Source organism: Streptomyces sp. NPDC111606, from assembly GCF_055656945.1.
Map to the genome: position 1 here is coordinate 601,178 of NZ_JBVKBY010000006.1, position 20,363 is coordinate 621,540.

A 20,363-nucleotide genomic window follows, 5' to 3' on the forward strand; every position below is an offset into this window, starting at 1 on the left:
AGTCTCCGTCGGCGGCGGTGTCGGGCGCGAGCGGATTACCGGGCGCCCGTCGCGTCCAGCTCGTCGGCGAGGCTGTTGACCGGCTGGGGCGTCCCCGTCAGGTCGAGGATGAAGAGGGGGACGCCCAGGCCGTCGGCGCGAACGCGGGCGTCGGGGGCGTACCCGGCCAGGGAGAAGTAGACGCAGGCCGCGGACTCGGACATGGCGGTCAGCCACAGGCACTCCACGTCACGCAGCGAGGCCGGGCTGACCGTCGGGTCGACCTGCGCGAGCAGCCCGTGGGCGGCGATGCCGACCCCCGACGTGGGCCGCTGGTCGGCACGGCGGATGTCCTGGTAGCCGAGCCACCGCAGATAGACGGCGGCCGCGGTGACCGCGTCACGGGCGGTGCGGATCGTGACCGGCTGGAAGGCGCGGCGTGCCGCGGGCGGCGTCTCCCGCCGCGCCGCCGCCGTGTCGGCTCCCGCCTCCGCCACCGGCACCCGCACCATCGTCCCGCAGGGGCACCCCAGCTCCGGACGTGGCCAATGGCTCTCCTGGCCGCACGCCCCGCAGCGCACGCCGATCCATTCGTCGTCCCAGGCCCGATGGGCGACGGCCGTCGCGGTCCCGTCCGGATCGAGCTCCGGCGTGACGGGCGCCCCGCACGCGCACGGATAGGCGGGTGCCTCGTAGAGATGCTCGCGCCGGCAGGCCGGGCAGCGCACCGACACGCTCTCGGACATGGCCCACTCCAGGACGACCTCGCATCTCGGGACAGCGCTCCCATCGTCCTCCACATGGTGCCCGGTTGTCCGCCCGTTGACGGTCTTCGCCTCTTGACGCTCCTCGGCCACCCACTTACATTGCTTCCAGATAGTAGAAAACAGTTTCCGCAATGTGGAAAATGCAAAGCGGAACGACATCGTCACGGAATTGCTCACCGCGGGGCGCGACGGGAGTGCGAATCCGACAGCCGAAGCAGGAGTACTCAATGGCACGTATGACCGCTGCCCGAGCGGCAGTCGAGATCCTCAAGCGCGAGGGCGTCAGCAACGCGTTCGGCGTGCCGGGCGCGGCGATCAACCCCTTCTATGCGGCGCTCAAGGCCTCCGGCGGGATCAACCACACCCTTGCCCGCCATGTGGAGGGCGCCTCGCACATGGCGGAGGGCTACACCCGCACGCACGCCGGCAACATCGGCGTCTGCATCGGCACGTCCGGCCCCGCCGGCACCGACATGATCACCGGCCTGTACTCCGCGATCGGCGACTCCATCCCGATCCTGTGCATCACGGGCCAGGCGCCGACCGCCGTGATCCACAAAGAGGACTTCCAGGCCGTCGACATCGCCTCGATCGCCAAGCCGGTCACGAAAATGGCGGTGACCGTCCTGGAGGCCGCCCAGGTCCCCGGCGTCTTCCAGCAGGCCTTCCACCTGATGCGCTCCGGCCGTCCCGGCCCGGTCCTCATCGACCTGCCGATCGACGTCCAGATGACGGAGATCGAGTTCGACCCGGAGACCTACGAGCCCCTCCCGGTCTACAAGCCGGCCGCGAGCCGCGCCCAGATCGAGAAGGCGATCGGGCTGCTGAACGCGTCCGAGCGGCCGCTGATCGTCGCGGGCGGCGGTGTCATCAACGCCGACGCCGCCGAACTCCTCGTCGAGTTCGCCGAGCTGACGGGCACGCCGGTCGTTCCCACCCTGATGGGCTGGGGCCTGCTGCCCGACGACCACGAGCTGAACGCCGGCATGGTGGGCCTGCAGACCTCGCACCGCTACGGCAACGCGACCTTCCTCGAGTCCGACTTCGTCCTCGGCATCGGCAACCGCTGGGCCAACCGCCACACCGGCAAACTGGACGTCTACACGGCCGGGCGCAAGTTCGTCCACGTCGACGTCGAGCCCACCCAGATCGGCAAGATCTTCGCGCCGGACTACGGCATCGCGTCGGACGCGAAGGCCGCCCTGGAGCTGTTCGTCGAGGTGGCCAAGGAGCTGAAGGCCGCCGGCAAGCTGCCGGACCGCTCCGCTTGGGCCGCGTCCGCGCAGGAGAAGAAGGCGACCCTCCAGCGCCGTACCCACTTCGACAACATCCCGATCAAGCCGCAGCGCGTCTACGAGGAGATGAACAAGGCCTTCGGCCCGGAGACCCGGTACGTCTCCACCATCGGCCTCTCGCAGATCGCGGGCGCCCAGATGCTGCACGTCTTCAAGCCGCGGCACTGGATCAACTGCGGCCAGGCGGGCCCGCTGGGCTGGACGATCCCGGCGGCGCTGGGTGTCGCGAAGGCCGACCCCGAGGCGCAGGTCGTCGCCCTGTCCGGCGACTACGACTTCCAGTTCATGATCGAGGAGCTGGCGGTCGGCGCGCAGCACAAGATCCCGTACGTCCATGTCCTGGTGAACAACTCCTACCTGGGCCTGATCCGTCAGGCGCAGCGGGCGTTCGAGATCGACTTCCAGGTCAACCTGGAGTTCGAGAACATCAACTCGCCCGAGCTGGGCGTCTACGGCGTCGACCACGTCAAGGTCGCCGAGGGCCTCGGCTGCAAGGCGATCCGCGTGACCGACCCGAGCGAACTGGGCGCCGCCCTCGAGCAGGCCAAGAAGCTCGCGCAGGAGTACCAGGTCCCGGTGGTCGTCGAGGCGATCCTGGAACGCGTCACCAACATCTCCATGTCGACCACGAACGACATCAGCAACGTCGTCGAGTTCGAGGAGATCGCGACGGAGCCGGGTCACTCGCCGACGTCGATCAGGACGCTGAAGGTCTGACGCGACCGATCAGCGAGGGGCGGTCCGGCCGAAAGGCCGGGCCGCCCCTTTCGCATGTCCCGGTGCGGTGCCCGCCGCCCCCGTGCCGGCGGGCACCACGTGACGAGAATGTGCCCGCGCGAGGGGGCGGTTGAAGCCTCCTGGCGCCTGTTCAGAGGTTCATCTGAGGATTCCGTAGCCGGCGTACGGCCGCTGGTGTACGCGGCCCCTACTCCTCGTGGTGCTCGTGATGCTCCGACAGCCCCGGCCAATCGTCGGGGCCGCCGCCCTGCCATTCGATGAGGTCGCTCTCCGCCACGTCGGTGACGTACAGGTCGGCGAGGCGCAGGATCTCGCTCACGTCGTCCACGTGCGTGGCGATGCCCAGGGTCTCGTCGCCCTCGGTGACCCGCCTGGAGCCGTCCAGGGCCGGTGGGTGCACCACGACGTGCGGATGCTCGGTCGGATGTGCTGCCATGCCTTCAGCGTCCTGCGGCCGGGCCGCTTCCGCACCCCGGAGGACGCCGAAGAGCGCCGGGCACAGGACCGTCCGTGCCCGGCGCTCTTCGGCCGGTGAGATATCCGGTTGTGGCCGTCCGACGGTGCGAGGCTGGGCGCGACAGGACGTTCGCGCCGCCGGACGGGGTCTGGAGGGGGTTCGGGACCGCGGCGGTTGCGATGGAACCGGGTGCTCCTTCCCTCAGGTCGAAGAAGGAGACCGGGACCTTTACCACCGCACTGGCTCGCACGCCGCCGCGGTCCTCGTGTTGCCCGCGCCAGGGCCGGGCGACCACCCCTCATCCGGGTCGCTCGGCGTCGATGCGGGCGATGCGTCCGTCTCATGACCTCCCGTCAGGAGACGGACGCAGCCTTGGGGTTCAGTCCTCGCGCAGGGCGCGGACCGCCTCCTCCACGCGCTTGCCGTACTCCGGGTCGGCGGCGTGGAAGTGGGCCAGGTTCTTCTCGATCACGTCGTCGCGGGAGACCTGGGACAGGCCACCGGCGATGTTCGCGATCAGGCGGGACTTCTCCTCGGCGGACATCAGGCGGTACAGCTCGCCGGCCTGGAAGAAGTGGTCGTCCTTGGTGTGCAGAGGCGCCTCGTGGGTGCCCGTGTGGCCGGTCACCGCGAGCGGGGCCGACAGCGGGCGGCCGGTCTCGACCGGGCCGTCGTAGGAGTTCGGCTCGTAGTTCTTCGCCCCGCGGCCCTGGGAGTTGGCCGCCATGAGGCCGTCGCGGCCGTAGTTCTGCGCGGTCGTCGCCTTCGGGGCGTTCACGGCCAGCAGGGTGTGGTTGACGCCCAGACGGTAGCGGTGGGCGTCCGCGTAGGCGAACAGGCGGCCCTGGAGCATCTTGTCGGGGGAGGGGCCGATGCCCGGGACGAAGTTGTTCGGGGAGAACGCGGCCTGCTCGACCTCGGCGAAGACGTTGTCCGGGTTGCGGTCGAGGACCAGCCGGCCCACGCGCTGCAGCGGGTAGTCCTTGTGCGGCCACACCTTGGTGAGGTCGAACGGGTTGAAGCGGTAGTCGGCCGCCTCGGCCGCCGGCATGAGCTGGACGTAGAGCGTCCACGACGGGTGCACGCCCCGCTCGATCGCCTGGAGCAGGTCGGTCTGGTGGGAGTTGGCGTCCTTGCCCGCGAGCTCGGCGCCCTGCTCGGCGCTCAGGCAGCGGATGCCCTGGTTGGTCTTGAAGTGGTACTTGACGAAGAAGGCCTCGCCCTCGGCGTTCGTCCACTGGTAGGTGTGCGAGCCGTAGCCGTTCATGTGGCGGTACGACGCCGGGATGCCGCGGTCGCCCATCAGCCAGGTCACCTGGTGCGTGGCCTCGGGGGCGTGCGCCCAGAAGTCCCAGACGTTGTCCGGCTCCTGGCGGCCGGTGAACGGGTCGCGCTTCTGCGAGTGGATGAAGTCGGGGAACTTGATCGGGTCCTTGATGAAGAACACCGGAGTGTTGTTCCCGACGAGGTCGTAATTGCCCTCGGCCGTATAGAACTTGAGGGCGAAACCGCGCGGGTCGCGGACCGCGTCCGCCCCGCCGAGGCTGTCGGCCACGGTCGAGAAGCGCAGGAACACCTCGGTCCGCTTGCCCACCGTGCTCAGGAAGTCGGCGTGGGTGAAGCCGGTGACGTCGTCGGTCACCTCGAAGTGGCCGTACGCGCCGGAGCCACGGGCGTGCACCACGCGCTCCGGAATGCGCTCGCGGTTGAAGCGCGCCAGCTTCTCCAGCAGGTGCTGGTCCTGGAGCAGGAGCGGGCCGCCGACGCCGGCGGAGGCTGAGTTCTGGTTGTCGGCGACCGGGGCGCCGGACTCGGTGGTGAGCACGCGCTTCGACATCGTGGACCTTCCGTGCGGGTGTCAGCGGAAAACTGTTTCCGCTTTGTGGAGCCTAGAAGTGGGGCGAACGAGCGTCAACAGTTTGTTGAACAAAATCAACGGTTTGTTGAAGGTGATTCCGGGCCGCGGCGACGCCTGGGCGCGACAGGACAGGTGTCAGCGGCGCCGCGGCCCGGAAGTGTGGGCGGGCCCGGATCAGACCTGGGCGCCGGACAGGCGCTCCACGGCCCGCAGCAGGGCCGAGTGGTCCAGCCCGCCGTCGCCCTGCGCACGCAGGGAGGCGACCAGCTGGGCGACCACGGCACCGACCGGAAGGGCGGCGCCGACGTTGCGGGCGGCGTCCGTCACGATGCCCATGTCCTTGTGGTGCAGGTCGATACGGAAGCCGGGCTTGAAGTCCCGGTTCAGGAAGTTGTCCTTCTTCCGCGTCAGCACGGTCGAGCCCGCGAGGCCGCCGTTGAGGACGTCCAGCGCCGCCTGCAGGTCCACGCCGGACTTCTCCAGGAAGACCACGGCCTCGGCGCACGCCTGGATGTTCACGGCGACGATCAGCTGGTTGGCGGCCTTCACGGTCTGACCCGAGCCGTGCGGACCGCACAGCACGATGGTCTTGCCGAGGGCGTCGAAGATCGGCTTCGCCTGGGCGAAGTCGGCCTGCTCGCCACCGACCATGATCGACAGTACGGCCTCGATGGCGCCGGCCTCACCGCCGGACACGGGGGCGTCCAGCACGCGGATGCCCTTGTCCTTGGCCGCCTTCGCCACGTCGACCGAGGTCTGCGGGGTGATCGAGGACATGTCGATCAGCAGCGCGCCGGACCTCGCGTTCTCCAGGATGCCGTCGGGGCCGTAGCAGATGGCCTCGACGTGCGGGGAGGTCGGCACCATCGTGATGACGACGTCGGCGTCCTTCACGGCCTCGGCGATCGAGCCGGCGACCGTGCCACCGGCGGCGGCCAGGCGGTCCAGCTTGTCCTGCTCCAGGGTGAAGCCGGTGACGTCGTAACCCGCCTTGATCAGGTTCTCGGACATGGGGGAGCCCATGATGCCGAGGCCGATCCAGGCGATCTTGGGAAGGGTGCTCATGATGGGGTACCTCTCTGAACTGCGGTGGTACGTCTGCGAATTGGCGCCGGTACGGCACTTCTCGGCGCCGGTCGGTGGCATTTCAGCCCGTCCGGCGTTTGAGGACGAGGCCCGTTCAGGGCCGAAGCGGGGGTCCGGGGGCGGCAGCCCTCAAGGCGTTCAGCGGGCCGCGCGGTGTTCTGCAGGCAGCCACTCGAAGGCCTCCGCGCTCGGGCGGTCGCCCGGCTTGTACTCCAGGCCCACCCAGCCCTCGTAACCGGCCTCCCTCAGCTGGTCGAGCAGCTCCTCCAGCGGGAGGGTGCCCGTGCCCGGGGCGCCGCGGCCCGGGTTGTCGGCGATCTGCACATGGCCGGTCCTCGAGGCGTACTGCTCGATCACCGACGGCAGGTCCTCGCCGTTCATGGACAGGTGGTAGAGGTCCATGAGGAACTTGGCGTTGCCGAGACCGGTCGCCTCGTTGACCCTGTCGACGACGCCGACTCCGGCCGGTGCGGTCACCAGCGGGTACAGCGGCGACTCCGGCTTGTTCAGGGTCTCGATGAGCAGGATCGCGCCGATCCGGTCGGCCGCCCGCGCCGCGAGGACCAGGTTCTCCAGCGCGAGCGCGTCCTGCTCGGCCGGGTCCACGCCCTCGACGCGGTTGCCGTACAGGGCGTTGAGCGCCCGGCAGCCGAGGGAGGCCGCGAAGTCCGCCGCCACGTCGATGTTCGCGCGGAACCTCTCCGACTCCTCGCCCGGGACCGACAGGGCGCCACGGTCGGGGCCGGGCAGCTGACCGGCGTAGAAGTTCAGGCCGGTGAGCTGCACGCCCGCGTCCTCGATCGCCTTCTTCAGGGCGTCGAGCTCGGACTGCTCGGGGGTGGGGGAGTCGATCCAGGGCCACCACAGCTCGACCGCGGAGAAGCCGGCCGCGGCGGCGGCCGCGGGGCGCTCCAGGAGCGGGAGTTCCGTGAAGAGGATCGACAGGTTGACGTTGAAGCGCTGCTCTGCGAATCCCATGTCGCCGGCGCTCCCTTCCGTTGTCGAGTTTCCGTATTACGGAAGATGTTTTCTGCTTACTGGAAGATTGCCGTCGTGTGTCGAAGCTTGTCAAGAGGGGTCGGCGGAAAGCGTCACCGCGCGTTAGGTTGACCGCGTGCGATTGAGAGTGGAGTTCACAACCGAGCCCTTCGACCTCGACGAGGCGCCCGCGCATGCGCTGGCGGCCCGCGAGGTCATCGAGGCGGCAGAGCTCGACGAGGTGGACGTCGGCCCGTTCGGGAACACGGCGGAGGGCGGTGCCGACACCGTGCTCACCGCCGTGGACGCCCTGCTGCGCAAGAGCCTGGAGGCCGGTGCCACCCGGATCTCGCTCCAGGTCAATGTGGTCGGGGAGGGTGACGCGTGACCGGCACCGGCGACGAGCCCTTCATCGCGGCCGTGAAGCCGCTGGTCGACGCCATGGGCGGCGAGATTCTCCCGCCGGACGAGGCGGGGCCCGAGGATGTCGTGCTCTCCTGGGAGGGTGCCGACGTCGTCGCCGTACGCCTGCCGCAGCTGGCCGACTCGCTGGATCACATCCTGGTCGCCATGGAGCGCAGGAAGGGCAGGCCACTGGCCGACCTGGACCGCAAGGCCAAGCAGGAGGTCGTACGGATACTCGAGGCGCGCGGCGCCTTCTCTGTGCGGCATGGGGTGGAGACCGTGGCGAGCGCGCTCGGGGTGAGTCGCTTCACCGTCTACAACTACCTGAACCGGGAGAAGAACCCCTGAGCGGCCCGAATCAGGTGAAATACCCCTGAGAGGGCTCGCCCGGTTTCGTTACCGCGAATTTTCAACAAAGTGTTGACGTCTCGTCGTCGTAGGGCGTTAGCTAACGGCACGCCCGTTCAGTACGAAGGCCCTTCGCGGCCACGGAGGCTCCCGTGACGTCGAATTCCACGCCCCCGGGCCTGGCCCGGTTCAACGCCCTGGAGGAGCACGCGGCCCACGCCGCTCTCCACGAGGCGTGCGCCTCCACGGCCTGGGCGAACCGGCTGCTGGGCGCCCGCCCCTACGCCACCGCCGACGATCTCTACGCCGCCAGTGACGCCGCCATGGCCGAGCTGAGTGCGCAGGACCTGGCCGAGGCGATGGCCGGCCACCCGCCCATCGGCCGCCCCAAGCCCGGCGACCCGACCTCGTCCCGGGAACAGCGCGGCATGGCCGGCGCCTCCGAGGAACTCAAGGCGGAGATGTTGGAACTGAACCTCGCCTACCAGGAGAAGTTCGGCCACGTCTTCCTGATCTGCGCCACCGGCCGGACCGGGGAGCAGATGCGCGACGCGGTCAAGGAACGGATCGGCAACTCGCCCGAGCAGGAGCGGGAGATCGTCCGCACCGAGCTGGGCAAGATCAACCGAATCCGGCTCGCCCGGCTCGTCGACGAAGACTGATCTTCGAGGAAGACCGAAGAGGACGCCTGACCATGAGCACCAGCACCACCGCCTCCGTGTCCACCCACATCCTGGACACCAGCGTCGGCCGCCCCGCCGAAGCCGTCGCCGTCCAGCTCGCAGCCCGCATCGGCCGCGGCGCGGACTGGCAGACGCTCGGCGGCTCCGCGACCGACGCGGACGGGCGGTGCAAGGACCTGCCGGCGCTGCCGGAGGGCACCACACACGTACGGCTCGACTTCGCCGTGGAGCCGTATTTCGAGAAGAAGCAAGCCGATGCGCAGCAGGACGCCCCCGCGAATCGGGACAGCGGTGCCGTGTTCTTCCCCGAGGTGGCGATCACCTTCGCCGTGAACCCCGGGGAGCATTACCACGTGCCGCTGCTGCTCAACCCGTTCGGCTACTCCGTTTACCGAGGGAGCTAGCAGACATGCCCACGATCCTGGGACAGAACCAGTACGGCAAGGCCGAGAACCGAGTCGTAAAGATCACGCGGGACGGCGCCACCCATCACATCAAGGACCTGAACGTATCCGTGGCGCTCTCCGGCGACATGGACGAGGTCCACTACTCCGGCTCGAACGCCCACGTCCTGCCGACCGACACCACCAAGAACACGGTGTTCGCGTTCGCCAAGGAGTACGGCATCGAGTCGGCCGAGCAGTTCGGCATCCACCTGGCCCGGCACTTCGTGACCAGCCAGGAGCCGATCAAGGTCGCCCGGATCCGGATCGAGGAGTACGCCTGGGAGCGGATCGACGCCTCCGACGCCAACTCCCAGTTCATCGGCGCGGATGAGGTCAAGCACTCCTTCGTCCGCAAGGGCCAGGAGACGCGGGTCACGCAGATCACCTATGACGGTGAGAAGTGGGAGGTCGTCTCCGGCCTCAAGGACCTCGTCGTGATGAACTCGACCAACTCCGAGTTCTGGGGCTACGTCAAGGACAAGTACACGACGCTCCAGGAGGCCTACGACCGCATCCTGGCCACCCAGGTCTCCGGCCGCTGGCGGTTCAACTGGACCGACGACGAGCAGCGCATGCCCAACTGGGAGAAGTCCTACGAGCAGACCAGGAAGCACATGCTCCAGGCCTTCGCCGAGACCTACTCGCTGTCGCTGCAGCAGACCCTGTACCAAATGGGTTCGCGGATCATCAACAACCGCAGCGAGATCGACGAGGTCCGCTTCTCCCTCCCGAACAAGCACCACTTCCTGGTGGACCTGGAGCCGTTCGGGCTGAAGAACGACAACGAGGTGTACTTCGCGGCCGACCGCCCCTACGGCCTGATCGAGGCCACCATCCTGCGGGACGGCTGCGAGCCGAAGATCCCGGTGGACCTCACCAACCTGTAAGCCAGCAACTCCATTTCGGCACCCGCGGCCGGAGGAGCGAGCCTGTGAGGCTCCCCGGCCGCGGTACTCAAATCCCCCAGGGTCCTGCCGTGCCCTCTCCGCTCAGCACACCTCGTCGAAAAGGGACGAATCATGGCAGCAGCCCAGCGCATCGTCATCGAGAACTGTTCGATCGCGACGGTGGACGCGAACGACACCGAGTACGCCACGGGCCACCTCGTCATCGCGGACAACCGCATCGAGTCGCTCGGCGCGGGCAAGGCCCCCGAGGGCCTGGAGAACGTCGTACGCCGCATCGACGCCACCGGGCACCTGGTCACTCCCGGCCTGGTCAACACCCACCACCACTTCTACCAGTGGATCACGCGGGGCCTGGCCACGGACCACAACCTCTTCAACTGGCTCGTCGCCCTCTACCCGACGTGGGCGCGCATCGACGAGCAGATGGTGCGCTCCGCCGCGCAGGGCTCGCTGGCGATGATGGCCCGCGGTGGCGTGACCACCGCCATGGACCACCACTACGTCTACCCGCAGGGCTCCGGCGACCTCTCCGGCGCCATCATCGGCGCCGCCCGCGACATGGGCGTCCGCTTCACCCTCGCCCGCGGCTCCATGGACCGCAGCGAGAAGGACGGCGGGCTGCCGCCGGACTTCGCCGTCGAGACCCTCGAAGGCGCGCTGGCCGCGACCGAGGAGACCGTCAAGCAGCACCATGACTCCTCCTTCGACGCGATGACCCAGGTCGCCGTCGCCCCCTGCTCCCCGTTCTCCATCTCCACCGAGCTGCTCAAGCAGGGCGGCGAGCTGGCCCGCCGGCTCGGCGTGCGCATGCACACCCACGGCTCGGAGACCGTGGAGGAGGAGAAGTTCTGCCACGAGCTGTTCGGCATGGGCCCGACCGACTACTTCGAGTCCACCGGCTGGCTCGGCGAGGACGTGTGGATGGCGCACTGCGTCCACATGAACGACTCCGACATCGCCGCCTTCGCCCGGACGAAGACCGGTGTCGCCCACTGCCCGTCCTCCAACGCCCGCCTCGCCGCCGGCATCGCCCGCGTCCCCGACATGCTGGCGGCCGGCGTCCCGGTCGGTCTCGGTGTCGACGGCACCGCGTCCAACGAGTCCGGCGAGCTGCACACCGAACTGCGCAACGCCCTGCTGATCAACCGCCTCGGCGCCCACCGCGAGGCCGCCCTGAACGCCCGGCAGGCCCTGCGGCTCGGCACCTACGGCGGTGCCCAGGTCCTCGGCCGCGCCGCCGAGATCGGCTCGCTGGAGCCGGGCAAGCTGGCCGACCTGGTGCTGTGGAAGCTGGACACGCTCGCCCACGCCTCCATCGCCGACCCGGTGACCGCGCTCGTCTTCGGCGCGGCGGCCCCGGTCACGGCGTCGTTTGTGAACGGCCGCCAGATCGTGGAGGACGGGCGTCTGCGCACGGCCGACGAGGACGCGATCGCCCGCTCGACCCGCGAAGAGGCACAGCGCCTGGCGAGGATCGCCGCGCAGGCCTGATCAGTTGAAGATCTCCGGTCGGGAGGGACGGCTCCCGACCGGTGGCCGTGGACCCGAGCGGGGTCCATGGCGGCCGTCTCCGGGGCGCGCGCCCATGCGTGCGCCCCGGAACGGTCACCGTTTCCCCCGGAACGGGCCCGTCCCCGGTCCCGCACGACCGCGCACCACCTCCCTGAAACCCACGTCAGAGCCGCCGTGTAACCGACCGGAGGAGAGCCGCAGTGTCCGCCAAGTCCGTTCATCCAGTCGACGAGAAACTCCCCGCCCTGAAAATGGCGACGACCGGCCTGCAGCATGTGGCCGCCATGTACGCGGGAGTTGTTGCCCCACCCCTGATCGTCGGCGCGGCCATAGGCCTCTCCGCGACCGATCTGACCTTCCTCACCGGCGCCTGCCTGTTCACCGCGGGCCTCGCCACCTTCCTCCAGACCCTCGGGATATGGAAGATCGGCGCCCGGCTGCCGTTCGTCAACGGCGTCACCTTCGCCGGCGTCGCTCCCATGACAGCGATCGTCGCCTCCACCGAGGACAAGTCAAACGCCCTGCCGATCATCTTCGGCGCGGTGATCGTCGCCGGTCTCCTCGGCTTCCTCGCCGCCCCCTTCTTCAGCAAGGCGGTGCGCTTCTTCCCGCCGGTCGTGACGGGTACGGTCATCACCCTGATCGGCATCTCGCTGCTCCCCGTCGCCTTCGGCTGGGCGCAGGGCCCCAACCCGGCCGCCGGCGACTACGGTTCGGCGACGAACCTGGGCCTGGCGGGCGGGACGCTGCTGATCGTCCTGCTTCTGCGCCGCTTCACCACGGGCTTCGTCAAGCAGATCGCGGTCCTGCTCGGCCTGGTGGCGGGCACGCTGATCGCGATCCCGTTCGGCGTCACCGACTTCGGCCCCGTCGCGGACGCGGCCGTCATCGGCTTCCCGACCCCGTTCCACTTCGGCGCACCGCAGTTCCAGCTCGCCGCGATCATCTCGCTGTGCGTGGTGATGGTGGTGTCGATGACCGAATCGACCGCCGACATGCTGGCGTTGGGTGAGATCGTCGACCGCCCGGCCGACGAGAAGACCATCGCGGCGGGCCTGCGCGCCGACACCCTCGGCTCGGCGATCAGCCCCCTCTTCAACGGCTTCATGTGCAGCGCCTTCGCCCAGAACATCGGCCTGGTCGCGATGACGAAGATCCGCAGCCGGTACGTCGTCGCCGCGGGCGGTGGCTTCCTGGTCCTGATGGGCCTGTGCCCGATGGCCGCGTCGCTCATCGCGGTCGTACCGCGCCCGGTGCTCGGCGGCGCGGGCGTGGTCCTGTTCGGCTCGGTGGCGGCCAGCGGCATCCAGACCCTGGTCCGGGCCGGTCTGGACAGGGACAACAACGTCCTGATCGTCGCCGTCTCCCTGGCCGTCGGCATCGTCCCGATCACGGCGCCGGAGTTCTACCACTCCTTCCCGGAGACGGCGCGGATCGTCCTCGACTCCGGCATCTCGACGGGCTGTGTGGCGGCGGTGGCGCTCAACCTCGTCTTCAACCACCTCGGCAGGAGCCGCGACGCGCAGGACGTCACCCACCCCATGGAGGCAGGGGAGGAGATCACCGGGGCGACCCGGGCCCCGGCCACGCCATGAGGTTGGCGAACAACTCGGCCTGCTCGACGGCGTCGTCCAGCGCATGGTGCGTATGGCGGCGCCGCGACAGCAGCTCGCGCGGCATGGTGCCCTTGGCCACCGCCCGCAGCGGCAGCCCGGCCTTGGTCGCGTACAGCGTCTTCATGTCCAGGCAGCCCGAGTGCCCGAAGGGGCTCGCTCCGGTGAAGCGGATCAAGTACCAGTACAGGAACGTCCAGTCGTACGACGCCGGATAGCCGCACATCACCGGCTGCGCGTCGCCGCCGACCTCGCGCACCCAGCGTGTGAACTGCGCGAGCGCGAGGGCGGGGTCGAGACCCTCCTTGCGCAGGCGCTCCCGATCGAGCCCGCTCACGGCCAGCGCCTCGGGGACGAACTCCTCGCTGATCGGCCGTAGTTCACGGTAGAAGGTGTCCTTCTCCGGGTCGGCGGCCGTGAATCCGCCGGCGTCCTGCACCCCGGCGACGGCGGCGCCGAGGCTCAGCATGGAGTAGGGACCCGGGATGGGGCCGTCGGCCTCGATGTCGACGGAGATGTACAGGCTGGGTTTGATGCGTCGTGCGGCCATGGAGTGGGAGCTTCCCAGGCGGCCGGGGCCTTCCGCATCCGAATTCCGCTTAGGCTTCTGCCTCGGTCAACTCATGGTTGACCAGGGGTTCAGGGGATGAGGGGGAAGCGGGCCGATGAGCAACGCGACTGAGGTGTTCCAGCCACTCCAGGCGGACGATCCGCCCGTCGTGGCCGGATACCGCCTCGCCGCCCGGCTCGGCGCCGGTGGCATGGGCCGGGTCTTTCTGTCGCACACGCAGGGCGGCCGACCGGTGGCGATCAAGGTGGTACGCCCGGAGCTGGCTGACGATCCGGGCTTCCGACGGCGATTCCGCCGGGAGGTGGAGGCGGCCCGGCGGGTCCGTGGCGCGTACACCGCCGAGCTGATCGACGCCGACGCGGACGGCGTACCGCCCTGGCTGGCCACGCTGTATGTGCCCGGGCCCTCCCTGACGGAGGCCGTCGCCCGGCGTGGCCCGCTGCCGGTGCCCGCGGTGCTGTGGCTGATGGCGGGGGTGGCCGAGGCGCTGCAGGCCATCCATGGTGCGGGAATCGTGCACCGGGACCTGAAGCCGTCGAACGTGCTGCTGGCCGCCGACGGGCCCCGGGTGATCGACTTCGGCATCTCGCTGGCCGCCGACCTCAGCTCCCACACAGCCGCGGGCTCCACCGTCGGTACGCCCCACTTCATGGCTCCCGAGCAGGCGTCCGGGGGCGAGGTCACGGCGGCGACGGATGTCTTCGCGCTGGGCCAGACGGCGGCGTTCGCGGCGCTGGGCCGGCCGCTCTACGGGGAGGGTTCGGCCCCCGGTGTGCTGTACCGGATCGTGCACGACGAACCCGACCTGTCCGCGCTGCCCGAGCAACTCCGTCCCCTGTTCGCCCGGTGCCTGGCCGCGGCCCCGGAGGAGCGCGCGACCTCGGCGGAGATCATCGAGTGGTGCCGGCAGCGGCTCGGGGCCGACGCCGAAGCGGGCGCGGGGCCGACCGTCTGGCAGGACGTCATGGGGCTGGAGGTGACGGTTCCGTCCCCGGTGCCCGATCCCACCCGGGTGCTGCACACACGGCCGTTGGTCGCCACGCAGCCACAGCCGCATCCGGCGGAGCCCGACGAGCGGCGACCACGCAGACGGCGTGCCGCGCTGATCACGACCGCGGCGGTGACGGCCGGGGCTCTGGTGCTGACAGGTTATGCGTGGCTGGTCTCGGACGCGGCGGACAGGTTCGGCGACTGGGTCGCCGGCGCAACCTCGACGTCCGGTCCCGAGGACCCCGCACGGCCGTCGGGGTCGGAGCGGGGGGCGTCGTCGTCGGCGTCCGCGCCGACGTCGGAGGGCGGCGCCGAGGCGTCGGGAACCGGTGCCCGGACACCGGAGGCGTCGAAGGTCTCCCCGACCACGTCTGCGTCACCGCAAGTCCTCACCCAAGCCCCCGTGCTGCTGACCGCCGAGACGTCACTGAGCTTCAAGAAGCCGCTCTGGCGCGAGGACCGCAAAGGCGACATCCGCCTCGACTGCAAGGACGTCGGCTGTGCGATCGAGAGCGACACCAGCGTGTTCCTCCAGATGTTCGGCAGCGCGGGGACGACCCTCGACGAGTGCCGTCTCCTGCTGGGTGGTGCCGATCGCCACCGCTGGACGCTGGCCTCGGTGGCGGCCGGCAGCGAGATCTGCGTCAAGCACTCCTCCGGGGACATCGCGCTGCTCGTGATCCAGACCAAGTCGACGGCGCTGCCGGAGCTTGCCTCGCTGAGCCTGGACATGACGGTCTGGAAGAACGCGGCCTAGCCCCCGAGGCGACGCGCGCCCGCCCCGGCAGAACTCGGGGAGTCCTGCCGGGGCGAGCGGTGTCCCTGTGGGGCCGGATCAGCGGGTGAAGGTCACCCGGTTCTCCTTGAGGGAACCGCAGTTGGAGCCGGTCACCTGCACGTACACGTTCTTGATGTGCCCGCCCCAGTCGACGCAGTGGCCCTTGCCGGTGACGTAGGTCGGTCCGGCGTACGACGTGAAGCTGCCGTTGTCCTCGTGGAACTCTTCGGTGTCGGGGACGTAGATCCACGCGGACATGTCCTGGGCGGCGCCCGGGTTCTTGCGGATGGTCACGACGCAGTTCTCGCCGTTGGAGGCGTTGTACGTCAGGTAGACGGTGCCCAGCGAGCCGACGGGCGCCGAGTTCACGGTCTTGTAGGCGCTGCCGCAGACCTTCTGCGGGGTGGTGTTGGGCGCCGCGGAGGCGGGCGCGGCCAGGGCGGCCGTGCTCCCCACCATCAGGGCCGCCACCGCGGCGCCGGACAGGACGGAACGGGTGAATCGCATATTTCCCCCTGGTAACCATTGGAGTTGGTTGCTCCTGCATGATGTGACCCGCGGGGTATACGAATGGTTGTGCTCATTTCTGTCGCGATCGCAGCGTCACCGCCGCGAGCGTCAGGGCGCCCACCGCGATCAACGCCCCTACCTGGAAAGCCAGTTGATAACCCGCTGCCGTGGCGGTCACCAGTTCCGTACCGCGCTCGCGCAGGCCGTCGGTGCGGCTCGCGGCCAGGACCGAGAGCACCGCCAGACCCAGCGAACCGCCCACCACCTGCGTGGTGTTGAAGAGCCCGGACGCCAGCCCAGCGTCCTCCTCCCGGGCCCCCGACATCGCGAGCCCGGTCAGCGCCGGCATCGCCGCGGCGAAGCCGGTGGCGAGCAGAAGCAGCGGCGGGAGTACGTCGGTGAGGTACGAGCCGTCGACCGGCGCGCGGCTCAGCAGCGCCATGCCCGCGACGATGAGGACCAGCCCCGCCAGCAGGACCCGGTACGCCCCGTATCGGCCGACGGTCCGCGCCGACAGGCCCAGCATCAGCACGCCGATCGCGATCGGAGCCGGCAGGAATGCCGTGCCGGTGAGCAACTCGCCGTAGCCCAGGACGCGTTGGAGATACAGCGCGCCGATGAACTGGAAGCCGTACATCGTCGCGATCATCAGGATCTGCACGGCGTTCGCGCCACTCAGCAGCCGGGAGCCGAACAGGTGCAGCCGCAGCAGCGGACGCGCAGCTCGCGCCTGGCGGAGCGTGAATGCCACGAACAGGGCGAGGGCCAGGGCGGCCAGGAGCAGAGTGGCGGTGAGGTCGCGCTCCCCGGCGCCGACGATGACGAACACCGTGAGCATCAGCGCGCCGGTGACCAGCGCCGCGCCCGGGTAGTCGGCGCCCTTGCCGAGTCCGGCGCCGCGGTCCGGCTCCAGCACCCGTAGCGCCGCGAGCCACGCCACGATCCCGATCGGCAGGTTGATCAGGAAGATCCAGTGCCAGTTCAGGGCCTCGGTCAGCGCCCCGCCGAGGAACGTGCCGAGCGCCCCGCCCGCCGCGCCGACCGCGCTGAACACCGCGATGGCGCGGGCCTGTTCACGTGGCTCGGGGAACAGCGCCACCAGCATGCCGAGCACCACGGCCGAGGTCATCGCCCCGCCCACGCCCTGCAGGGCGCGCGCCGCGATCAGCACACCCTGCTCGGTCGCCACCCCGCACAGCACGGAGGCTGCCGTGAACACGGCGAGCCCCGCGGTGAACATCCGCTTGCGGCCGACCAGGTCGCCGAGCCGGCCCACCAGCAGCAGCAACCCGCCGAAGGGGATCAGATAGGCGTTGACGACCCAGGCGAGGCCCGGCCCCGAGAAGCCGAGGTCGCTCTGGACGGCGGGCATGGCGACCGTGACGATGTTGCCGTCCAGGATCGTCATCAGGGTCCCCGCGCACAGGACGACGAGGGATGCCCAGCGGGAGTACGTTCGGTGTGGTGTCCGCGTCGGGGACTCGACGATGGCCGTCATGGCGGTCCTGCCTCCGGATTCTCCAATGGTGCACGACTTGTAACGGGGTACATCGTGAGTGACCATTGGAGAGCGGCATAAGGAGGCAGTTCGATGTCCCGGAGGAACACCGGTGTAACCGTCCAGGCAGTGAACGCGCACGCGTGCCCGGTGCGCGAAGTTCTTGACAGGGTCTCCGGGAAGTGGAGCGTCCAGATCCTCGTCGCCGCCGCGCACGGACCCATTCGCTTCACCGAGTTGGAACGCAGCATCGAGGGCATCAGCCGCCGGATGCTGACCCTCACCCTGCGCAATCTGGAGCGCGACGGTCTCGTCACCCGCACCGTCCATCCGACGGTGCCGCCGAAGGTGGAGTATGAACTGACGCCGGTGGCACTGGAGTTGCACGAGACCCTGCAGCGCCTGACCGACTGGGCCGAGCGGAACAGGGTCTACATCGCCGAGTCGCGTGCCACCTACGACGCCGAGCACGACAAGGAGCAGGTCTGACTACAGCCCGAACAGGCTCGGGTCCGTGGACAGTTCCTTGAAGTAGTCCTGCGGGTTCGCCACCAGCTTGCGTTCCTTCAGGTCCAGCAGCCCGCCGACACCCTTGAGTTCGGCCGCCACCGTGCCGTCGGCCTTGCTGATGGTCTGCAGGACACTGAACGTCCGGCCGTCCGACCACTCGAAGGCACAGGTGATGTCCACCTCGTCACCGGCGAGGAGCTCGCGTTTGTAGCGGATGGTCGTCTCCAGCGCGACGGGACCCACGCCCTTGCCTATCAGTCCCGTCTGGGTGATGCCCGCGGCCTGGAGCAGCGACCAGCGCGCGTGCTCGGCGTAGTTGATGTACACGCTCTGGTTGACGTGCCCCTGGGTGTCGGTCTCGTAGCCGCGGACGGTGACCCGGACGGAAAACTGCTCGCTCACTGCTTCCCCTTCTCGCTCATGGTGCCCAGTGCACCGATCTTGGCACGCACGTCATGCCCGTCGTGGGGACGCCAGCAGATAGCGCGCCCTGGTGCGCGGCTCGGTGTGCTCGCCGACCTGCCAGCCCGCCTCTTCCAGTGTGGCCGCGCAGGCCCGCAGCCGCGCGCCGTCGCTCTCGTGCACGGCGACGGCCTCCGGCTGCGGGGTCGCCCGCACCCGGTACCCGTCCGCGGAGTCCGGCCCGGCCGGAGGGTGGCCGGCCGCCTCCAGCGCGAGCGCGGCGGCCTGCACCAGATGCGTACGCTCCCAGCCGCACGGCCGGTCCACCGCCCCGTCCGGGCTGGTCATCCGGCGCAGCTCCAGCAGACCCTGCCAGGCCCCGCGCACCTCGCGCAGCCGGGCCGGGCCCGAGCGCGGGGCGTCCTCCTCACCGCCGGTCCGCGCGGCGAACACGCCTCTGGCCGCGGTGTCCTCGGTCTGTGCGGGCGGTGCCGGCTCGGCCTCCCGAATCCGATGCCCCGCCGGCGTCAGAAAGTGATCGTGCGGCGGCCGCGGGTGCCGGAAGGCGAGCCCCCGCTTCACCAGCGCCGCGAGCTGGGCCTCCGTACCCCTCAGCCGCCCGGTGACGGAATCGGCGGCGTCGATGACACGCCGCTGAGCGGCGGTCGGCGGTCGAGTCACGGCGTGCTCCTTCCCGGGTGCTGGGGCACCGGCCCGGCCTCGGGGCACGGCGTCGGCCCCACCTCCGGGCAGGACCGGCCCATCTGCTGGGAAGGTTACGACCCGGGTCTGACATTCCACCCGGCGATCACGGGCCGACCGTGCTCCGTACCCAGCCGGCACAGCGTCCCCGTCGCCAGCTGGAACAGCGCCCCGTCCGACGCCGGCAGCCCGAGCCGCCGTGCCGTGAGCACCCGCAGGAAGTGACCGTGCGCCACGAGCACCACGCACCCCTCGGTGTTGGCGAAGGCGGCGTCCACCTTGGCCAGCATCCGGTCGGCGCGCTCCCCGACCTGCTCCGGACTCTCCCCGGGACGGTCGGGCGGCCCCGGTGCGACCCCGTCCGTGAACAGGAACCACCCCGGCCGCTCGCGCTGGATCTCGACGGTCGTGATGCCCTCGTAGCCGCCGTAGTCCCACTCCCGCAGATCGGCGTCGACCCGCACGTCGTGCAGTCCGATCAGCTCGGCGGTCTCCCGCGCCCGTTGCGACGGGCTGACGAACGCCGCCCCGATCCGGTGCGAGCGGATCATCGGCACCAGCCGCCGTGCCTCCTCCCGCCCGTGCTCGGTGAGCGGTACGTCCGTCCAGCCCGTGTGCCGCCCCGACCGCGACCAAGCTGTCTCGCCGTGCCGGACGAGAAAGAGATCACTCATGTGTCCAGGCTAGGGGGCGTCTGACAATTCCCTCCTGCGCCGCGGCGTCCGGCACGCACGCTCGCCGCGGGGCCCGCCCTCCGGGCGGACGAGGGGAATCGTCAGGCACCCTCTGGAGCCCACCGCTCCAACTCCGCGAAGTCCCGCTCGCGCAGCCCCTTGCGCGCGTCGACCGGCACGAGCAGGGCGGCCGCGTCATGGTGGGCTGCGACATGCCGTACGTCCAGGTCGGTGATCATGTCGTCGACCCAGACGAAGGGCCGCCCCGCCGCCCACGCGACCACGTGCCGGGTCTTCCAGTACAGCCCGTCCGGATCCGTCCCGAACAGCTCGGGCCACTCGATGACCGGCAGATCGCCCGGCAGCCCGATCACCGGCCCGATCATCTCGTTGGCCTGGTGCTGCCAGGTGGAGGCCCACACCAGGTCGTACGGCAGCGCCAGCAGCCGCTCTCCGTGCCCCGGATGCAGGCGCACCTTCAAGCCCCGGCGCAGCCGCCGGGACCCCGGCCGCTGCCGGGCGGACCAGTTGGCGGGGCGCAGCCGGCACGTCACGTAGCCGCGATGGCGGAGGTACGGGGCGCGGAACGGGTTGAGAGGGCCGTCCACGTCGAGCAGCAGCAGAGGGCGGGTACTCATACCCGGGTTCTACCCAC

22 protein-coding genes are annotated in these 20,363 nt (G+C 69.9%); 10 read left to right on the forward strand and 12 right to left on the reverse strand.

The features are described from left to right. Positions 1-35 precede the first annotated feature (35 nt). Complete coding sequence (locus ACZ7M7_RS24220; protein ID WP_472120197.1) at positions 36-725, reverse strand: hypothetical protein; 690 nt, start codon at positions 723-725, stop codon at positions 36-38. A gap of 248 nt (positions 726-973) precedes the next feature. Between ACZ7M7_RS24220 and gcl the strand changes: the two genes are divergently transcribed. Further along, positions 974-2,758: a glyoxylate carboligase gene (gcl, locus tag ACZ7M7_RS24225; protein ID WP_383609496.1), complete on the forward strand. Its 1,785-nt coding sequence runs from the start codon at positions 974-976 to the stop codon at positions 2,756-2,758. Positions 2,759-2,966: 208 nt separating this feature from the next. Here the strand turns inward: gcl and ACZ7M7_RS24230 are convergent, their stop codons facing one another. The 4 genes from ACZ7M7_RS24230 to ACZ7M7_RS24245 form a co-directional block, all read right to left on the reverse strand. Further along, positions 2,967-3,215 carry a hypothetical protein gene (locus ACZ7M7_RS24230; RefSeq protein ID WP_383609499.1) on the reverse strand — a complete coding sequence of 83 codons (249 nt, stop codon included), beginning with the start codon at positions 3,213-3,215 and terminating at the stop codon, positions 2,967-2,969. Positions 3,216-3,615: 400 nt separating this feature from the next. After that, complete coding sequence (locus tag ACZ7M7_RS24235) at positions 3,616-5,073, reverse strand: catalase (protein ID WP_383622790.1); 1,458 nt, start codon at positions 5,071-5,073, stop codon at positions 3,616-3,618. 195 nt (positions 5,074-5,268) lie between these two features. Continuing rightward, positions 5,269-6,159, reverse strand: coding sequence for a 2-hydroxy-3-oxopropionate reductase (locus ACZ7M7_RS24240; RefSeq protein WP_472120200.1), 891 nt, complete (start codon positions 6,157-6,159; stop codon positions 5,269-5,271). Between the two features lie 159 nt (positions 6,160-6,318). Further along, entirely contained in the window at positions 6,319-7,158 is an 840-nt protein-coding gene (locus tag ACZ7M7_RS24245) for a TIM barrel protein (protein WP_472120202.1), read from the reverse strand. Positions 7,159-7,294: 136 nt separating this feature from the next. Here ACZ7M7_RS24245 and ACZ7M7_RS24250 point away from each other — a divergent pair, with 136 nt between their 5' ends. From ACZ7M7_RS24250 to ACZ7M7_RS24280, 7 genes are all read left to right on the forward strand, one after another. Next, entirely contained in the window at positions 7,295-7,546 is a 252-nt protein-coding gene (locus tag ACZ7M7_RS24250; RefSeq protein WP_328421642.1) for a YkoF family thiamine-binding protein, read from the forward strand. Beyond that, complete coding sequence (locus tag ACZ7M7_RS24255) at positions 7,543-7,911, forward strand: helix-turn-helix domain-containing protein (protein ID WP_472120204.1); 369 nt, start codon at positions 7,543-7,545, stop codon at positions 7,909-7,911. Before ACZ7M7_RS24250 ends, ACZ7M7_RS24255 begins: the two co-directional genes overlap by 4 nt. 152 nt (positions 7,912-8,063) lie before the next feature. Next, a complete protein-coding gene (gene uraD, locus ACZ7M7_RS24260) occupies positions 8,064-8,573 on the forward strand; it encodes a 2-oxo-4-hydroxy-4-carboxy-5-ureidoimidazoline decarboxylase (RefSeq protein WP_389440398.1) in 510 nt (169 codons plus the stop codon). Positions 8,574-8,605: 32 nt separating this feature from the next. Next, positions 8,606-8,998, forward strand: a complete 393-nt coding sequence (gene uraH / locus ACZ7M7_RS24265; protein ID WP_451171969.1) for a hydroxyisourate hydrolase — start codon at positions 8,606-8,608, stop codon at positions 8,996-8,998. Between the two features lie 5 nt (positions 8,999-9,003). Then, positions 9,004-9,927, forward strand: coding sequence for a factor-independent urate hydroxylase (gene pucL / locus ACZ7M7_RS24270; RefSeq protein ID WP_383609518.1), 924 nt, complete (start codon positions 9,004-9,006; stop codon positions 9,925-9,927). A gap of 132 nt (positions 9,928-10,059) precedes the next feature. Further along, the gene (locus ACZ7M7_RS24275) at positions 10,060-11,439 is read left to right on the forward strand and encodes an 8-oxoguanine deaminase (protein WP_383622778.1); all 1,380 of its coding nucleotides are present in this window, start codon (positions 10,060-10,062) and stop codon (positions 11,437-11,439) included. Between the two features lie 221 nt (positions 11,440-11,660). Beyond that, positions 11,661-13,055: a nucleobase:cation symporter-2 family protein gene (locus ACZ7M7_RS24280; RefSeq protein WP_472120207.1), complete on the forward strand. Its 1,395-nt coding sequence runs from the start codon at positions 11,661-11,663 to the stop codon at positions 13,053-13,055. Here ACZ7M7_RS24280 and ACZ7M7_RS24285 read toward each other — a convergent pair. Continuing rightward, complete coding sequence (locus ACZ7M7_RS24285) at positions 13,021-13,623, reverse strand: 3'-5' exonuclease (RefSeq protein WP_383622776.1); 603 nt, start codon at positions 13,621-13,623, stop codon at positions 13,021-13,023. The two genes, ACZ7M7_RS24280 and ACZ7M7_RS24285, sit on opposite strands and share 35 nt — an antisense overlap. Positions 13,624-13,738: 115 nt before the next feature. On the opposite strand from ACZ7M7_RS24285, the gene ACZ7M7_RS24290 reads away from it, so the two are divergent. Then, the gene (locus ACZ7M7_RS24290) at positions 13,739-15,391 is read left to right on the forward strand and encodes a serine/threonine-protein kinase (RefSeq protein ID WP_472120209.1); all 1,653 of its coding nucleotides are present in this window, start codon (positions 13,739-13,741) and stop codon (positions 15,389-15,391) included. 78 nt (positions 15,392-15,469) lie between these two features. Here the strand turns inward: ACZ7M7_RS24290 and ACZ7M7_RS24295 are convergent, their stop codons facing one another. Both ACZ7M7_RS24295 and ACZ7M7_RS24300 read right to left on the reverse strand, forming a co-directional pair. After that, positions 15,470-15,919 (reverse strand): spore-associated protein, encoded by a 450-nt coding sequence (locus ACZ7M7_RS24295; protein ID WP_383609532.1) that lies wholly within the window; start codon positions 15,917-15,919, stop codon positions 15,470-15,472. 73 nt (positions 15,920-15,992) lie between these two features. Then, a complete protein-coding gene (locus ACZ7M7_RS24300; RefSeq protein ID WP_472120211.1) occupies positions 15,993-17,420 on the reverse strand; it encodes an MFS transporter in 1,428 nt (475 codons plus the stop codon). A 93-nt stretch (positions 17,421-17,513) separates the two neighbouring features. Between ACZ7M7_RS24300 and ACZ7M7_RS24305 the strand changes: the two genes are divergently transcribed. After that, positions 17,514-17,909: a winged helix-turn-helix transcriptional regulator gene (locus ACZ7M7_RS24305; RefSeq protein ID WP_451171953.1), complete on the forward strand. Its 396-nt coding sequence runs from the start codon at positions 17,514-17,516 to the stop codon at positions 17,907-17,909. Here ACZ7M7_RS24305 and ACZ7M7_RS24310 read toward each other — a convergent pair whose 3' ends face one another. The 4 genes from ACZ7M7_RS24310 to ACZ7M7_RS24325 all read right to left on the reverse strand — a co-directional run bounded on the left by ACZ7M7_RS24310 (position 17,910) and on the right by ACZ7M7_RS24325 (position 20,346). Further along, the gene (locus tag ACZ7M7_RS24310) at positions 17,910-18,332 is read right to left on the reverse strand and encodes an acyl-CoA thioesterase (protein WP_383609540.1); all 423 of its coding nucleotides are present in this window, start codon (positions 18,330-18,332) and stop codon (positions 17,910-17,912) included. Between the two features lie 51 nt (positions 18,333-18,383). Next, the gene (locus tag ACZ7M7_RS24315) at positions 18,384-19,013 is read right to left on the reverse strand and encodes a hypothetical protein (protein ID WP_472120213.1); all 630 of its coding nucleotides are present in this window, start codon (positions 19,011-19,013) and stop codon (positions 18,384-18,386) included. A gap of 95 nt (positions 19,014-19,108) precedes the next feature. Beyond that, positions 19,109-19,708: a histidine phosphatase family protein gene (locus tag ACZ7M7_RS24320; protein WP_383609546.1), complete on the reverse strand. Its 600-nt coding sequence runs from the start codon at positions 19,706-19,708 to the stop codon at positions 19,109-19,111. Positions 19,709-19,809: 101 nt separating this feature from the next. Continuing rightward, positions 19,810-20,346 (reverse strand): HAD domain-containing protein, encoded by a 537-nt coding sequence (locus ACZ7M7_RS24325; RefSeq protein ID WP_472120215.1) that lies wholly within the window; start codon positions 20,344-20,346, stop codon positions 19,810-19,812. Positions 20,347-20,363: the final 17 nt, after the last annotated feature.

What these genes read in the sequence shown, in the direction of transcription:
- ACZ7M7_RS24235 (WP_383622790.1), bottom strand. Translation starts at nt 5,073, where the DNA reads ATGTCGAAGCGCGTGCTCACCACCGAGTCCGGCGCCCCGGTCGCCGAC.
- ACZ7M7_RS24275 (WP_383622778.1), top strand. Translation starts at nt 10,060, where the DNA reads ATGGCAGCAGCCCAGCGCATCGTCATCGAGAACTGTTCGATCGCGACG.
- ACZ7M7_RS24230 (WP_383609499.1), bottom strand. Translation starts at nt 3,215, where the DNA reads ATGGCAGCACATCCGACCGAGCATCCGCACGTCGTGGTGCACCCACCG.
- ACZ7M7_RS24285 (WP_383622776.1), bottom strand. Translation starts at nt 13,623, where the DNA reads ATGGCCGCACGACGCATCAAACCCAGCCTGTACATCTCCGTCGACATC.
- ACZ7M7_RS24290 (WP_472120209.1), top strand. Translation starts at nt 13,739, where the DNA reads ATGAGCAACGCGACTGAGGTGTTCCAGCCACTCCAGGCGGACGATCCG.
- ACZ7M7_RS24220 (WP_472120197.1), bottom strand. Translation starts at nt 725, where the DNA reads ATGTCCGAGAGCGTGTCGGTGCGCTGCCCGGCCTGCCGGCGCGAGCAT.
- gcl (WP_383609496.1), top strand. Translation starts at nt 974, where the DNA reads ATGGCACGTATGACCGCTGCCCGAGCGGCAGTCGAGATCCTCAAGCGC.
- pucL (WP_383609518.1), top strand. Translation starts at nt 9,004, where the DNA reads ATGCCCACGATCCTGGGACAGAACCAGTACGGCAAGGCCGAGAACCGA.
- ACZ7M7_RS24325 (WP_472120215.1), bottom strand. Translation starts at nt 20,346, where the DNA reads ATGAGTACCCGCCCTCTGCTGCTGCTCGACGTGGACGGCCCTCTCAAC.
- ACZ7M7_RS24240 (WP_472120200.1), bottom strand. Translation starts at nt 6,159, where the DNA reads ATGAGCACCCTTCCCAAGATCGCCTGGATCGGCCTCGGCATCATGGGC.
- ACZ7M7_RS24305 (WP_451171953.1), top strand. Translation starts at nt 17,514, where the DNA reads ATGTCCCGGAGGAACACCGGTGTAACCGTCCAGGCAGTGAACGCGCAC.
- ACZ7M7_RS24300 (WP_472120211.1), bottom strand. Translation starts at nt 17,420, where the DNA reads ATGACGGCCATCGTCGAGTCCCCGACGCGGACACCACACCGAACGTAC.
- uraH (WP_451171969.1), top strand. Translation starts at nt 8,606, where the DNA reads ATGAGCACCAGCACCACCGCCTCCGTGTCCACCCACATCCTGGACACC.
- ACZ7M7_RS24245 (WP_472120202.1), bottom strand. Translation starts at nt 7,158, where the DNA reads ATGGGATTCGCAGAGCAGCGCTTCAACGTCAACCTGTCGATCCTCTTC.
- ACZ7M7_RS24295 (WP_383609532.1), bottom strand. Translation starts at nt 15,919, where the DNA reads ATGCGATTCACCCGTTCCGTCCTGTCCGGCGCCGCGGTGGCGGCCCTG.
- ACZ7M7_RS24320 (WP_383609546.1), bottom strand. Translation starts at nt 19,708, where the DNA reads ATGAGTGATCTCTTTCTCGTCCGGCACGGCGAGACAGCTTGGTCGCGG.